Source organism: Paenibacillus sp. NEAU-GSW1, from assembly GCF_009737085.1.
Taxonomy (GTDB): Bacteria; Bacillota; Bacilli; order Paenibacillales; family Paenibacillaceae; genus Pristimantibacillus.
Genome location: NZ_WOVL01000010.1, coordinates 148450 through 162695 on the forward strand (window position 1 = coordinate 148450; position 14246 = coordinate 162695).

At 54.0% G+C, this 14246-nt stretch carries 12 protein-coding genes; 5 read left to right on the forward strand and 7 right to left on the reverse strand.

Features of this window, described 5'->3' with window-relative positions:
- Positions 1-47: 47 nt before the first annotated feature.
- Both GOM71_RS10010 and GOM71_RS10015 read left to right on the forward strand, forming a co-directional pair.
- Positions 48-1355, forward strand: coding sequence for a carbohydrate ABC transporter permease (locus tag GOM71_RS10010; protein ID WP_156280487.1), 1308 nt, complete (start codon positions 48-50; stop codon positions 1353-1355).
- The gene (locus tag GOM71_RS10015) at positions 1352-2185 is read left to right on the forward strand and encodes a sugar ABC transporter permease (protein WP_156280489.1); all 834 of its coding nucleotides are present in this window, start codon (positions 1352-1354) and stop codon (positions 2183-2185) included. Before GOM71_RS10010 ends, GOM71_RS10015 begins: the two co-directional genes overlap by 4 nt.
- 269 nt (positions 2186-2454) lie before the next feature.
- Here GOM71_RS10015 and GOM71_RS10020 read toward each other — a convergent pair whose 3' ends face one another.
- From GOM71_RS10020 to GOM71_RS10030, 3 genes are all read right to left on the reverse strand, one after another.
- Positions 2455-2667 (reverse strand): hypothetical protein, encoded by a 213-nt coding sequence (locus GOM71_RS10020; protein WP_156280491.1) that lies wholly within the window; start codon positions 2665-2667, stop codon positions 2455-2457.
- Between the two features lie 138 nt (positions 2668-2805).
- Entirely contained in the window at positions 2806-3138 is a 333-nt protein-coding gene (locus GOM71_RS10025; protein WP_156280493.1) for a hypothetical protein, read from the reverse strand.
- 83 nt (positions 3139-3221) lie between these two features.
- A complete protein-coding gene (locus tag GOM71_RS10030; RefSeq protein ID WP_156280495.1) occupies positions 3222-3791 on the reverse strand; it encodes a xanthine phosphoribosyltransferase in 570 nt (189 codons plus the stop codon).
- A 237-nt stretch (positions 3792-4028) separates the two neighbouring features.
- Here GOM71_RS10030 and GOM71_RS10035 point away from each other — a divergent pair, with 237 nt between their 5' ends.
- Positions 4029-4757, forward strand: coding sequence for a hypothetical protein (locus tag GOM71_RS10035; RefSeq protein ID WP_156280497.1), 729 nt, complete (start codon positions 4029-4031; stop codon positions 4755-4757).
- 26 nt (positions 4758-4783) lie between these two features.
- On the opposite strand, the gene GOM71_RS10040 is transcribed toward GOM71_RS10035, so the two are convergent.
- Positions 4784-6067 carry an ArsB/NhaD family transporter gene (locus tag GOM71_RS10040; RefSeq protein ID WP_156280499.1) on the reverse strand — a complete coding sequence of 428 codons (1284 nt, stop codon included), beginning with the start codon at positions 6065-6067 and terminating at the stop codon, positions 4784-4786.
- 117 nt (positions 6068-6184) lie between these two features.
- Between GOM71_RS10040 and GOM71_RS10045 the strand changes: the two genes are divergently transcribed.
- Complete coding sequence (locus GOM71_RS10045; protein ID WP_156280501.1) at positions 6185-7231, forward strand: YkvI family membrane protein; 1047 nt, start codon at positions 6185-6187, stop codon at positions 7229-7231.
- Here GOM71_RS10045 and GOM71_RS10050 read toward each other — a convergent pair.
- From GOM71_RS10050 to GOM71_RS10060, 3 genes are read right to left on the reverse strand one after another with little or no spacing between them, the layout of a single operon-like run.
- A complete protein-coding gene (locus tag GOM71_RS10050) occupies positions 7151-10459 on the reverse strand; it encodes an AAA family ATPase (RefSeq protein ID WP_156280503.1) in 3309 nt (1102 codons plus the stop codon). The genes GOM71_RS10045 and GOM71_RS10050 overlap by 81 nt on opposite strands.
- Positions 10456-11757 carry a metallophosphoesterase family protein gene (locus tag GOM71_RS10055; RefSeq protein WP_367649539.1) on the reverse strand — a complete coding sequence of 434 codons (1302 nt, stop codon included), beginning with the start codon at positions 11755-11757 and terminating at the stop codon, positions 10456-10458. Before GOM71_RS10055 ends, GOM71_RS10050 begins: the two co-directional genes overlap by 4 nt.
- 3 nt (positions 11758-11760) lie before the next feature.
- A complete protein-coding gene (locus GOM71_RS10060) occupies positions 11761-12891 on the reverse strand; it encodes a glycosyltransferase family 4 protein (RefSeq protein WP_156280505.1) in 1131 nt (376 codons plus the stop codon).
- Between the two features lie 178 nt (positions 12892-13069).
- Here GOM71_RS10060 and GOM71_RS10065 point away from each other — a divergent pair, with 178 nt between their 5' ends.
- Entirely contained in the window at positions 13070-14245 is a 1176-nt protein-coding gene (locus GOM71_RS10065; RefSeq protein WP_156280510.1) for a GGDEF domain-containing protein, read from the forward strand.
- Position 14246: the final 1 nt, after the last annotated feature.

Below are 14246 nucleotides of genomic sequence, written 5' to 3' on the forward strand. Positions count from 1 at the left end.
ATTTTGCGCGCGGCTCAACAACACGCATAGAAAAGAGGATGGCCTCCATGTCAACAAGAGCGACTGGCGCCATTTTGTCCGCACTCTTTGCGGGCCTGGGGCAGCTGTACAACCGGCAATGGTTGAAAGGTATTATTTTTCTGATTATCGGAATAGGCAGCATTTATGTTTTTATATTTGAGCTTTTCGATTTTGTAAAGGGGCTTATTACGCTTGGCGACCAGCCGGGCGGCTTCGTTAAAGTAGGCAAAATGACGCGCCTTGTAGAAGGCGACCATTCCATCTTTATGATGGTCAAAGGCTTGGCCGCCGCCTTCGCCTCCCTCCTGCTGTTCAGCTTTTACCTGCTTGGCATCCGAGATGCCTATACAGTAGGGAAGGCAAGAGAACAAGGAAAGCAGCCGCACAATTTCGCGCAATCGCTTCGGTCGGCCGGCCACAATCATTTTGCTTATATCGTGCTGTTGCTGCCGTTTATTAGCATTATGCTGCTTACGGTGCTGCCGTTAATATTTTCGGTTCTTATCGCTTTTACCGATTATGCAGATCCGATATTGCCGCCTGCCCATCTTCTCAACTGGGTAGCCTTCGACAATTTTATAGACATGTTTAAAATGAGCGTTTGGGGCAATACGTTTACCGGTATTTTAAAATGGACGATTATTTGGGCGATTATCGCCACGATTACAACGTATGTCGGCGGAATTTTGGTCGCATCGCTTATTCATCAGAAAGGGCTGCGTTTCAAGAAGTTTTGGCGCACAGCTTTAATTGTTCCATTTGCCATTCCGAACATGGTATCGCTGCTCGTTATGCGCAACATGTTCAACAATCAATTCGGACCTGTCAACGCCTATTTGCGATTTTTCGGCATCGAAGGGCTGCCATGGCTGACAGATCCGTTCTGGGCCAAAGTTACGGTCGTGCTGGTCAATATGTGGATCGGCATCCCGATCACAATGATTTTGGCATTCGGCGTATTGACGACGATTCCGCGCGATCTCTATGAAGCGGCTGATGCGGACGGAGCGAGCTCTATGCAAAAGTTCCGGCATATTACCATACCTTTTGTGCTGTTCGCTACCGCTCCGATTCTGATCATGCAATTTGCCGGCAACATCAACAATTTCAACGTCATTTACTTGCTGACAAATGGCGAGCCGGTAAACATCAATTATCAATTTGCCGGCCATACGGACCTGCTCGTAACCTGGCTCTATAAGCTGGCGCTCAATCAGTCGCAATTCAGCTTCGCCTCTGTCATCGGCATCCTCATTTTCGTAATCGTCGCATCGATCTCCATCTGGAGCTATACGCGAACGCGCTCGTACAAAGAGGAGGATATGATCGTATGAACAACGCATCAACGAGGTGGAAGCTTGGCGCAAGCTATGTTATTCTTTCCGCGCTCGTCTTTTTCAGCCTTTTTCCGGCGCTTTGGATCGTGATGTCGTCGCTTAAAACCGGCAACAGCCTGTACAGCGAATCATTCATTCCGAAACAAATCACATTGGAGCATTACCGCGATTTATTTACAAAAACAATGTATCCAACCTGGTTTTTGAATACGCTTAAGGTTGCGGTCGGCTCGACCGTTCTTGGAACGTTCCTGCTCCTCATCGCTTCCTATGCGATTTCTCGTTTTCGGTTCGTCGGCAGAAAGCTGACACTTAAAGCAATGCTCGTCCTTCAAATGTTTCCGGGCTTTATGGCGATGATTGCGATTTTCGTCATTTTGAATGCCGTTGGACTGCTCGACTCGCACTGGGCGCTTATCCTTGTGTACAGCAGCGGGGCTGTCATTTCCAACGTATTCGTAGCCAAAGGCTTCTTCGATACGATTCCGCGCAGTCTGGAGGACGCTGCGAGAATCGACGGGGCAAGCCACTGGCAAGTATTTGCATCCATGATCGTGCCGTTATCGACGCCAATGCTGACATATGCGAGCTTGATGATTTTTAACGGCGCTTTTATTGACTTTATTTTCGCCGATCTTATTTTGCGCACCGAGGAAAAACGAACGCTCGCAGTCGGCCTGTACCGGATGGTGAGCCAGCGCAACTCAACGGAATTTACGATGTTCGCGGCTGGCGCCGTGCTCGTAGCCGTTCCGGTTACGATGTTGTTCTTGTTCCTGCAACGCTACCTCGTAGAGGGACTGACAGCAGGCTCTTCGAAAGGATAAGTTCATTGGCATTATGAAAAAGGACTTCAGTTGACGGATTAGCCGCCTGCTGAAGTCCTTTTTGTTATTCGAAAAGATCGCCGAACACGTCGAGCACCGTTTTCTTTTTCTTATGATGCGGATAACCATGCTTGTTGTCCTTATAAGACCCGTATTAGTCTTTATGGCCGTATCCGAAGCCATAGCGTTATGTTTGGGGACTTGTTGCTGATATGGCTGCTGGGGCGGGTACGGAGTCACATTTCACAATCCATCCGCTCCTTTCAGGGCTATAAAACCGAACCTCTCTCACCTGCAGCCGGTTCGAAGCGATAGCTGCGGCTAAGCTTTAATACGCGCTTGTTCGCTTTTCGTAGCACAACAGTCTCATCATCCCATGCGACAACGATGCCGATCACGTCATTCGCTTCCATCTCGTCGCGGACAACGCGAACCTTTTCCCCGCTTACTCTGTAATGGTCTAATTGTTCCTCGGATATCATTTATGTAAACCTCCGCGTCACATTTCATTATTCAAATGAAAATTATAGTTTGCTATATTTGCAAAAAAACCTCAACAGTCTGCTAAAAGCCCGTTGAGGTTTTTCCGCTATTTTAATCATAAATGAGTATGCAGCTGCTTAAGCTTCCCCTACATGCTCTTTCGAATCGTGAGGCTCTTTCTCGAACCATTCATCCAGCACTTTGGAAGACATTACCCGCTTTGAGATATAATCCGCTTGACGCTCCGAGAACTGATCGCGCCATTCCATTTCGAGTTCTTCGCTCAGCTTTACAATCGTGAGCAATTCCGACCATGCGACGTAACGCTTATACCAGAAAAATTGCGGATGCTCAATCATATAAGGATACAAATCATCAAATTCCGTATGCTTGCAGTCGAGTGCGCGTTCGAAGTGAACCTTCGCATCGTTCAATTTCACATTCATAAATTCAGCCGATAAGTTTCCCATCGTTTATGCCTCCTCCCGGTCACTTACGATCTATTATATGCTATATTTCTGTACCCGAAAAGTGCATATATGCTGGAACTTTACTATTCGAATACAATCTTGCCGTCCGCAAGCGACGAGATTTTGACCAGCGGCTCGACGCGAACCCCTTGCTCTCTCAACGTTCTTCCGCCCGCTTGGAACGTCTTCTCGACGACAAGGCCAAGGCCGACAAGCGTTGCGCCCGAACGTTCGATAATTTTTACCAGCCCTCTAGCAGCATCGCCGTTGGCAATAATGTCGTCGATAAACAGCACTTTATCGTTCGTCGTTAAGTATTCCTTGGACACCATAATATCGGTTACCATCCCCTTAGTGAAGGAAGGCACCCGCTCGCAATAAGCTTCAGGATCGGCTATAAGCGTCTTTTTCCGGCGCGCAAACACTAGCGGAACGCCAAGCACATACGCAGCGGCAAAAGCGGCCGGAATGCCGGAAGACTCAATTGTCAGCACTTTTGTAATTTCCTCGCCCGCGAAACGTTTCGCGAACTCATGACCCATCTCCATTGTCAAAGCCGGATCGACTTGGTGGTTGATTAGAGAATCGAGCCTCAGCACATCATTCGAAAGCACCGACGCTTGTTGTAAAATTCGCTCTTTTAAAATATCCATCGCATTCATTCCTTCCACCCATAAATCCCTTTTCGATAACGTACCATACGTTAGCATGCTAGCGCAACCGCGTTTTCAGCAACAATCGCTCGTTTTGCGTTCTGAATTGTACGATTGTTAAACAAAAAAACATTTTCTTCCGATGATAATGAAAACAGAAACTTTTTCCAATTATGAACGTCTACTATTACATAGATAAAAGCAAGGTCGACCCTTGCCCAGGGAGAGCTGGAGCCAATGAGCAGACGAAGAACAAACGTACATAACAAAGTAAAACTAGCGGCTGCTTTAGCGCTGGCTCTTATAGCGACGAGCTGTCAGAGCAATGTCATCCACAACGGGAATGAAACCTCATTATTGAACGAGAAGCAAACCGATACAGCCAACACTTCGCTTTTGACGGGCGACTCTCCGCAAAAAAATTATAAGCCAAGCGGCGACGGTGAAACGACCGAACCGAATGCAGAAACGTTCTCGCCCGGCTATCAGGGCGGCACCAGCGCCGAATCCAACGTGCTTTCGGATGGCGGCAAAACCAAGGATACAGATAAACCGAAAACGAGCGAACCGCAGTGGAATTCTTCCAAACCGCTCATCCTCGGACTTGCCGTTGGCGATCTCCGGTCTAAAGTGACCGAGCAATTCGGCGACTACATCGACCGCTATAAGCTTGAGGATGAGAAAGAATCAATCGAGGTTTATGAATATAAAGGATTTGCCGTCGGCATCAATGAGAAAAATACGATTCAATATGTTGAAGTGTATGACGGCGCTGTATCCACGGGCATTAGCGGCATCCGCGTCGGCGATAAAAGCGAGAAAGCCGTTCAGGCGCTCGGCAAGCCGCAAACGCAGAACAGCTATATTCTTACTTATCTAGGCAAAGGCACGCTGCTTAAGTTCGACTTGGATCCAGAGAAAAGCAAAATCGTCTCGATAAAGCTGATCGCACACTCGGAAGAGTAATGATCCGGGCGATTTGCGGCACTGCTTTAACGCAGAAGATAAAGCGCCGCCAGACTGCAAAGCAGTATCGGAAAGGTGAACAGCAAACCGTATTTCGTATACTCCCGCCACGATACAGAAACGCCGCCCTGCCGTACAAGCTGCATCCAAAGGAGCGTAGCCAGCGAGCCGATTGGCGTCAGCTTCGCGCCAACTGAAGTGCCGATAAGGCTCGCATAGGGCAAGTAATCGGGACCGTTCACTTGCGCAATCGCCAGCGAGGATATGAGAACGGCCGGCAAATTGTTCACGACCGAGGAGAGCAGCGAGAATATGAGGCCCGATCCGATGACGCCAATCAAGTCGTCTTTATTCGCAGCCGATGCGATTAATGCCGGGAACCATGAAGCAGCACCGTGCACGTGCAAGCTGTACACGATCAAGTTCATCGCTAAAGCGAATACGATAATAAGCCATGGGGCGCGCATCACCGTTTGCCGAAACGGTGCGCGCCCTTTTGCCGCGGACGCGGCCCATTGCAACGCCGCCCCGCCGAGCGCAATCGCCGAAGCCGGGAGGCCTAATGCCTCGGAAAGCATATAGCCCGAAAGCATTAGCGCAATGACAGCCCAAGCCAAACGGAACAGTCCCTTATCAACGATGGCGGCAGCCGGTTCCGGCAGCAAAATCGCCTCTTCTCCGCTATTCTCCTCACGCATAATCCGCTGGCGGAAAAAGCCGGTTAACACGAGTATGGTCGCCGCAATCGCGGCAATTCCCGGAACGATCATACTCGCTGCATATTCGCCAAACGCGATGCCAAAAAAGTCGGCGGTCAAAATATTGGTCAAATTGCTCATCATCAGCGGCGCGCTCGCCGTATCCGCCATAAAACCGACGCCCAGCAAAAAAGCGAGCCTCCCGCCGCGCGAAAGCCGGAGCAGCCCCGTCGTCTCCAGCACGATCGGCACCATGATGAGTATCGCTCCGTCATTATTGAAGAAAACCGTAATACATGCCGTCATTAATGACAGCAAGGCGAACAGCAGCACTTGTCTGTTTCGGTATCGTCGCACGATATGAAGCGCCGCCCAGCGGAAAAAGCCAATTCCGTCGAGCAGCGACGTGAACACCATGATGCCGATGAGTGAAAATGTCGCGTTCCACACGAAGCCCCAAATATATCCGGCGTCTTCGGGCTTAAGAAGCTGCAGCGCGAATAAGACCGCCGCCCCTGCGAGCGCAGTAAATGCCTCGTGCAAACCTTTCGGTTTCCACAATATAAGCGCCAGAGCGCCAGTAAAAACGAGGATAGAAACTATCATTGCCATCTTGTCAGTTGACCGCCTTTACAGAATTGAAAGTAGAGATTTAAACAAGCAGTCATGCTCGTCCTCGCGCAGGCATACCTTTTTTAAAGAGAAGGTTAACGAACGGAGGACGTTCACATGATGAAACGTACCGGCAAGGTGCTGCAAATCGCTTCAACCTATATGGGCACGATCGTTGGCGCGGGTTTTGCGACCGGGCAAGAAATTTTGCAGTTTTTCACCCGTTTTGGCTACTGGGGCAGCTTGACGATCGCCCTCGCAACCGCGATGTTTATTTGGCTTGGGAGCAAGATGATGCTCATCTCAAGCGACATTCAGGCAAAGTCGTACGAGGATTTGAATAAGGCGCTGTTCGGCGAAAAATACGGCCGATGGATCAGCCACTTTATGCTGCTCGTGTTGCTTGGCGTAACAGCCGTCATGCTTGCGGGCGCGGGTACGATTTTTTATGAAAATTGGAATATTTCGTATCAAGCCGGCTTGCTAATTACTATTGCCGCCAGCTATTTTCTGCTTCGCAAAGGGATGAACGCGATACTGATGGTAAACGCGATCGTCGTGCCGCTTATGCTGCTATTCACCGTCGTCGTAATGATCGACACGTTCAACACGCCGGGAGCCGGACGGTTCATCTCGCTTAAAAGCGACTACTCGGCGCTTGCCGCATGGGCGTCGCCTTTTCTGTATACCGCATTTAATCTGTCCATGTCACAGGCGGTGCTCGTGCCGCTCGGAGCCGAAATCCGTGATCGCAAAACGATCGTGCTCGGTTCCTGGGTCGGCGGCATCGGCATCGGCTTTATGCTGCTGGCCGGCCATATTGCCTTATCGGTTCATATGCCCGGCGTTCAACAGTTTGCGATTCCGATGGGCGGCATCGCGAGGCAGCTTGGGCATACCGTTCAGCTTATTTATGTATTTCTTATTTTCGCCGAAATTTTCACGACGCTGATTGCCGATATTTACGGATTAACGCTGCAGCTGCAAGAGCGGCTGAAATGGTCGCGCTCCGCATTGACCTTGCTCATTCTGGCTTTCTGCTTTGTCGCCAGCCAAATCGGCTTCGGTCCGCTGTTGTCGACGTTATATCCGCTGTTCGGACTCATCAGCCTCGGTTGGCTCTATTTGATCATCCGCAAGCGAATGGCGCAAAACAGCGTTTAACGTACCGCTCATCGCAATGGATTTCGCTTGGGTCAGCTGCTGCCGCAGCAAGTCGCGAACATGATCGTGACAAGTGAACAGCAGCAGCTGTCGGCTTGAAGATAACCGCCCCATTAGTCTTGCCGCAGCTTGAAGCCTCGGCTTATCGAAGTTGACGAACAGATCGTCCAGCATAAGCGGCAGACCCGTATTGCGCGACGCTTCTTCGGCAAGCGCCAGCCTCATCGACAGATACACCTGCTCGGCTGTTCCCCGGCTCAGCATGCCGCTCTCCACTTGCCGCTGCTCATAATCGACGAGCCAGATCGACGCATCTCCCGGTTTCGTCAGCACGCGTGTGTAACGGCCGCCCGTAAGCTCCTGCACATATCCGCTTGCCAGCCGAAGCACCTCCGGCTGCCGTTCTTCCTCATAAATTTTTTTGGTTGCGCGAATGAGGGACAGGCTGACTGACAGCACCGCGTAACGGTCCGCATCCTGTTCCAACTGCGCCAGAGCCATCTCCTTGTCGGCAATCAGCCTTCTTCCCTCATCCTCTTGCAGCAAATGCTCCAGCTGCTGACGCAGCCTTCCTCTTGCCTCTAATTGCTCGGCTTTCATCCGCTCCGCCGATTCCGCTTCCTGTAGGCATTGCTTAAGCAGCGCCTCCAGCTCGGCTTCATCATGGCCCGCCAGCCATTTCTCCAACTCCTCCTGCCGCTGCGAGGACAAGCCAGCCGTCAGTTCGATCTCGATGCGATTCAGCTCGGCGTCAACTGTCATCAACCTTGCGCGGCAGTCCAGCGCTGCGGCGAACGCCGGCGCGGACGCCATGCCTGCCTGCCGGGCCAGCTCAAGCCCGGCCTCGGCTGCTGCGCCGATTCGCGCTTCAGCGCCGCGAATCGCCAGCCCGCGCTCGGCAAGCCGCGCATCGAGGCGCGCCGCTTCTTGCTGCGCCGCCGCTTGCCGGCGCAGCTCCGCCTGCAGCAGCCGCAGCGACAGCGGCGCGCTATGCTTCGCCGCCTCGGGCACGGCGGCGCAAAGCTGCGCCGCCTGCGCCTCGAAGGCGGCGAGCTGCCGCCCTGCGGCGGCGTGCCTCGCCGCTCGGCGATCGCGCTGCTGGAGCCGCTGCAGCGCTTGCTCGGCGAGCTCGAACGCTTCGAGCGCCGCATCCGGCGACATCGCCGTCGACAGATCGCGCTCGGCAAGCCAGGCGCGCCATGCCAGTGCGGCCGCGCTGCGCCGCTCAGCCGCAGCCTGGGCTGCCGCGCGGCGTTCGGCGGCTGCGTCGCTAAGCCGCTGAAGCCGGCGCTGCTGCTCCTGCCGGCCGGCATGCAGCCGCTCGCGGCGCTGCAGCGCTTCGCGCCGCTCGAGCACGGCCGCGTGCAGCCGCTCACGCGCCTGCTGCGCCGCCAGCGCCAGCTCCGGCGCAGCTTCGCCGCGCGGCGAAGCAAACAGCGCTGCGGCCGCTTCCGCCGGCGCTTCAACCAGCTGCGCCAGCGCCTCGTTCACTCGCTGCTCGCGTTGGCGCAGCATGCTGAGGCTCGCCTTGCCGCCGCCCCCTCGTGCCGCGCTCCCCCGCGAAACGGCGGCTTTGGCCCGGCGGCCGCCAGCCCGGCCGCTCCGCCAGGCGCTTGCAGCGAGCGCCGCAGCAAGCGCGCCAAGCCCGGCCGCCGCGCCGATCAGCCCGGCGCTTCCATCGCCGCCTGCTAGCGCTCCAATAGCGGCAAGCACAAAAGCTGCACCGCCTGCCGCGGCAACGGCAGCCCACAGCAGCCCCGCACTTCCTCGCGGCGCGCCTTCGCCGCCGGCATCTGCCGATGCCGAAGCGCGAAGACGCTCCAGCTCCCATTCCCGCATCGCCGACTCGAATTGCAGCCACGCCGTTTGCAGCGCCTCGCTCGTACGGGGCACAAAGCTTAACGCATGCGAACGCCGATGCTCCTCCGATTCATTGGCCTGCGCTTCGATTTCTTCCAGCATGCGAACCGCGTCCCGCTCTTGCGCTTCCGCATGGCTAATCTCAGCGGCCAGACGCTCCGCCAACCTTGCGGCTTCCGCTTCAATCAGCCGTACGCCTCGCGCATGCTCACGGTCCGCGATCGGGAAGCTGGACCGCCGCAGCTGCTCCTCCGTCCATTCGGGGGCAATTCGGCCCAGCAAACGGCCGATCGCTTCATCATCGCTTCGCAGCTCGGAAGCGAGCTCCACGCGATCCGCATGGAGCATCGAAGTTCGCTCGCTTTCCAGCAGCAAAGCTTCCGCCTCCTCCGAGCGGGCGATAAGCGCCTCGTCATAATCGAGACTCTCCCGCTGAAGCTGCTCCAGCTCTTGCTGCCGCCGTTCTCGTTCGAGCTCGCTCGCCGCATCGCCGCGCTCCCGCTCCAGCTCTCGCCACTGCTGCTCCGCTTCCGCCGAAATGCGTTCCGCCATTGCCAGTCCCTCGCGTTCGCGTTCCAGTTCAAGCCGTCGCAGCCATTGCGGACGAACAGCGACTGCCTTGGCCAGCATTTGCGCCTTCGCATGCCGAAGCGGCAGCTCGCATTCGATTCGCTCAAGCTCCCGCTCAAGTTGATCAAGCGAACGTTTCATCGCGTTATAGCCGTCGATCGTATCGGTCTGCCTTCGCAGCTCCGCCTCCGTATGCTCCAGCGCCTTCAACTGTTTATTGATCAGCTGTGTCGTCCCTCTTGGCTTGAACAGCAGATCAAGCTCCTGCTGCAGCTTTTTCTCGGCGTTAGCAATTGCCTTGCCGCCTTCAAGCCCGGCGTCGTATAAATAACGGCCAAGCTCGTCGCCCGCAAGCGCGCCGACCTGTTGAAGCTCAGTCAGCGTAACGGCGTACAGCTGGCGAAACAGCTTTTCTCCGACGCCGTTCAAAAACCGGCGTTCCCATTCCTCCTGCGTAAGCCAGCTTTCCGCAACTAGCGGCTCCGCGCCCGAGATGCGCAAAGGACGAAGCAGCGGCTTTCCTCCTTGAATGGAAGCATAGCGCTCGATTTGATACATATCGCCAAGGGCATCTTCGAACTTCAATTGTCCGCCATGCTTGCCTCCATGAACCGGCTCTTGCCGCTCCGCGTCATTGCCGCGCCGCGAAAAGCCGTACAGCATCGTTCGGATAAAGCTGAACAGCGTGCTTTTTCCCGCTTCATTCAAACCGTAAAATACCGCTGTTTCTCCATCCAGCCGGCAGTGAAACCGATGAAGCTGACCGTATCCGTCAATCTGCACCTCGAGCAGTCTCACGCTTCCTTCCTCCCTTCGCCGTCACCGTCGCCGGCCAGCAGCCCCAGCGTCAGCTCTCTAGCCTGCTTGAGCCATCGCTCCGGCAGCTCGTCCCACGTATGGCGCAGCAACCGTCCCAGCTTCGGATGTCCGGCAATCGGCTCCACCGATTCCCTCGCATAGGCGCTCCATGCGTCGCGGCTGCTCGCCAGGTTGGCAGCCAGCCTCGCCAGCTCGCCTGCAAAGCTGTCCTCTTGCTGCAGCTCGGATATATGAAGCTCCGCGGCAGTGTTGATCTCAAGCGAGTAAATCCAAGTCCAGACGCCGCCGGAAGGCTGTTGCCCGCTCTCCTGCATTTGCTCCAGCAGCGTCTTGACAACGATCGTATCTGCCAATCGGCTGTGAAGCGGTCCGCGGCCCGTTATTTGCAGCCTCGCCATAACCGACCGTCCCTCACCGGCTAAAGACAACCGCAAAGCCGCATCCTCCAGCTGATAAAGCAGCTCCTGCACCGTGCGAATGCCGTCAATCGGCACTTCCGTTTCCAGCCAGCGAATGTTATCCAGCGCAACAAACGTTAACTGCACGGCGCGCGAAGCAGATACGTCTACGACGTAACAGCCTCTCTCGCCCTGCTCGCGCGGATTGCGTCCTTGAATGTTTCCTGGGTACACAACATGAGGATATTGATGCAGCACCTGCTTCGTGTGGATATGGCCAAGCGCCCAATAATCGAACCCTTTGCCGCCGACTAATTCATCCAGCGTGCATGGCGCGTATGGGTCATGCGAGCTGTCGCCGTTAACGTTGCCATGAAGCATCGCGATATGAAACGGCCCCGTCTCCTGAATTGAATAGCCGGCAGCCAAGTTTTCCGTTACATGCCGCGTCCCGTACGACACGCCGTAAACAAAAGCGGCCAGCTCACCGCTTCTGCAGTAAGCCGGCCGGCATTCCATTCGGTCAGCGCCAAATACGGTCACATTAGACGGCAGCAGCAGATCAGCGCGGGAACCGTTCAACGGATCGTGGTTGCCGTGTATGACGAAGACGGCGATGCCGTGCTCATGAAGCCGTTCCCATTCCTTCGCAAGCAGCAGCTGCGCCCGCAGCGAACGATCTGCGCCGTCATACAAATCGCCTGCTATGACGACAAAATCGACCCGCTCGCGTATCGCCGTATCCGTCAAAGCGCGCAGCGCGCCGAAGGCAGAAGCCATCAGCTGCTCCCTTAGCTGCTCCGGCGCTTTGCTCATGCCGCGAAACGGGCTGTCGAGATGCAAATCGGCCGCATGTAAAAATCGAAATGGCGCTGACACCCGCTACACCTCCGGTTTAAATGACAAATACACTTTTTTAAGCTGCGAAATGACGCGCTGCAGCGAGTATACTTTCTTCGCCTTATCCCAGCCCGACCTGGCGATATTGTACCGGTAGATCGGATCGGTGACGAGCTTCTCCAATGCGTCCGCCAATGCGGGCGGATTTTCAGGCGGCACGAGCAAGCCGTTTACCCCGTCTTCGATTTGCTCCGCAATGCCGCCGACACTCGTGCCGACAAGCGCAAGCCAGCAAAGCGCAGCCTCCGCGAACACAGAGCCGAACGCCTCTGCGCGGGAAGGCAAGACGAAGATGTCGAAAAAAGGCATGAATTCTTCCGGATGAAGCATATAGCCGTAAAAAATAATGTCATCGTACAAATCAAGCTCCGCCGCCAGCTGTTCCAGCTCCTCGCGGATCGGACCGTCCCCGATAATATGAAGCACGAACGGGTGGCCGCGCCGTTTCAGCTCCGCGCATGCATGCAGCAGCGTATCCAGCCCTTTGGCCGGGACGAGCCGGCAGACGGTAATAAGCTGCGGCACCGCGTTCTCATGCGCGATCGGCTTAAATCTTTTCTCGTCAAAGCCGTTCGGAATCACTTTAATAACGCTCGGATCTTTAATATAAGGCGATATATAAGTACGGAATGATTCGGAAACGGTCAATATCCGGTCCGTTTTGGCCTCAAGCTCCCCGTAAAGCTTCGTTAAAAATTGATGCTCGGGGCCGTTCTCGGCAATTTTGCCGTTTAATATAAGCTCTCTTTCGTAACTGGAATGAATCGTCATGATAACCGGCGTATCCGGAAATACATGCTTCATCACTAGCGCCGCGATCGGATGATGGGCGTGTATAATATCGAAGGACCGGTTAATTCGCAGCTTGGTCCACCATAAATAATCGCTGATCGTACGCAAATATTTATCGACGATCGGATTGCCTTCAAACGGCGTCGGATCGAACGTCTCGAAAACGTATGCCTCTTGGCCTTTTCCTCTAACCCGCTTAGGCAGCGAGAACAGCTCCATTTGCCAGCCTATTTTCACAAAACGCTCTTGAATATACGGGACCATGGAGGACACGCCGCCCGGTTGTTCCGGCGGAAAAAACAAAGCTTGAAGAATATTCAATTGTCCTGCCTCCTAAAAGTTTACGAAGTAAACTTGCTTCGTAAGCATTCGCTTTGAGTTTACGAAGTAAACTTGCTTCGCAAGCTATTTCGACACTATTCGCATGTCGTAAAACATGATATTATAGAACATATGTTTCTGCAAGCATCCTATTACCCTAATTTAAACGGAGATACATATGACGATTATTCAATGGCTTTCTGGCCCGAACGGGCAGCTTATTTCATCCGCCAGCGTCATCGTAATACTGGTGCTGATGCTCTTTATGTCTATGCGGCTGTACGCCAGTTACAGAAACAAACGGATATACCGGCTTCTGACATCGACGCTTCCTTTGTTCATCATTCAGCAGCTGCTGCTCGCCTGGCTATCCTACCCTGAGCAGGAAAAGCCGCCATGGCTGCATTTAACGGCGACGATGATGCAAATCGTCTCTTTTATCATTATAAACTTTGTTTTCATGAAATTATATACTCATCGGAGCGCGCAATTAAAAAGTATCCCTTTTATCGTTATGATTAGCCTGACCTTTGTGATCGCAGGCGCCCATTACGCGTTCTTTCCGGTATCGGCGGAGGCGATCGCGGCGGGCGAGCAATACCGCTTTCTCGGTCTTGATTTCTACTCGCTCGTCGTAACGTTCCTTATCCTGCTCGATACGAAGGGCACGGAGATGAACACGCGATATTCCGCCAGCCTTATTACATACTTTATTGTCGAGCTTTCCCGAATCGCAGACGGCTACGTCTTTCACGGATCTGTCGGCTGGCTTATGCTTATCAGCCATTTGCTGCCGATCGTCTATTTCACGCAGCTGTTCTTGCTCCTGTTCGAATGGGTCATTGAGCGGCTGCTGTCTACTTACCAATCGTCGATTACAGACGGTTTGACAGGCTTGTACAATCGAAGGCATTTCAATATGAAAGCGGATCAGCTGCTGAAACGAACGTCGAACGTCGCTGTCATTTTTTGCGATATCGACAACTTCAAGAAGCTGAACGATACGCAAGGCCATCATAAGGCGGACGGCGTCCTGAAGCAGGTTTCTGAGATCATTAAAGAAGAATCGAACGGCATCGGAACGGCAGGGCGTTACGGCGGCGAGGAATTGCTCGCTTGCATCGGAACGGACCGCGTCAAGCCAGAACGGGTAGCGGAGTCGATCCGGAAGCGCGTTGAATTAGAGACGATCGTGACGATTAGCGTCGGGGTCAGTACGACGAAGGATGCGAGGTCGGTTCAGGAGCTCGTTAAGCTGGCCGACGAAGCGATGTACTATTCGAAAACGAACGGCAAAAATAAAGTTACGATGTTCCAGTCGATGCCTGCGGCAATGAAGAAATCGCTGCTATAGG

What these genes read in the sequence shown, in the direction of transcription:
- GOM71_RS10020 (WP_156280491.1), bottom strand. Translation starts at nt 2,667, where the DNA reads ATGATATCCGAGGAACAATTAGACCATTACAGAGTAAGCGGGGAAAAG.
- GOM71_RS10040 (WP_156280499.1), bottom strand. Translation starts at nt 6,067, where the DNA reads ATGGCAATGATAGTTTCTATCCTCGTTTTTACTGGCGCTCTGGCGCTT.
- GOM71_RS10065 (WP_156280510.1), top strand. Translation starts at nt 13,070, where the DNA reads ATGACGATTATTCAATGGCTTTCTGGCCCGAACGGGCAGCTTATTTCA.
- GOM71_RS10030 (WP_156280495.1), bottom strand. Translation starts at nt 3,791, where the DNA reads ATGGATATTTTAAAAGAGCGAATTTTACAACAAGCGTCGGTGCTTTCG.
- GOM71_RS10045 (WP_156280501.1), top strand. Translation starts at nt 6,185, where the DNA reads ATGATGAAACGTACCGGCAAGGTGCTGCAAATCGCTTCAACCTATATG.
- GOM71_RS10025 (WP_156280493.1), bottom strand. Translation starts at nt 3,138, where the DNA reads ATGGGAAACTTATCGGCTGAATTTATGAATGTGAAATTGAACGATGCG.
- GOM71_RS10010 (WP_156280487.1), top strand. Translation starts at nt 48, where the DNA reads ATGTCAACAAGAGCGACTGGCGCCATTTTGTCCGCACTCTTTGCGGGC.
- GOM71_RS10015 (WP_156280489.1), top strand. Translation starts at nt 1,352, where the DNA reads ATGAACAACGCATCAACGAGGTGGAAGCTTGGCGCAAGCTATGTTATT.
- GOM71_RS10035 (WP_156280497.1), top strand. Translation starts at nt 4,029, where the DNA reads ATGAGCAGACGAAGAACAAACGTACATAACAAAGTAAAACTAGCGGCT.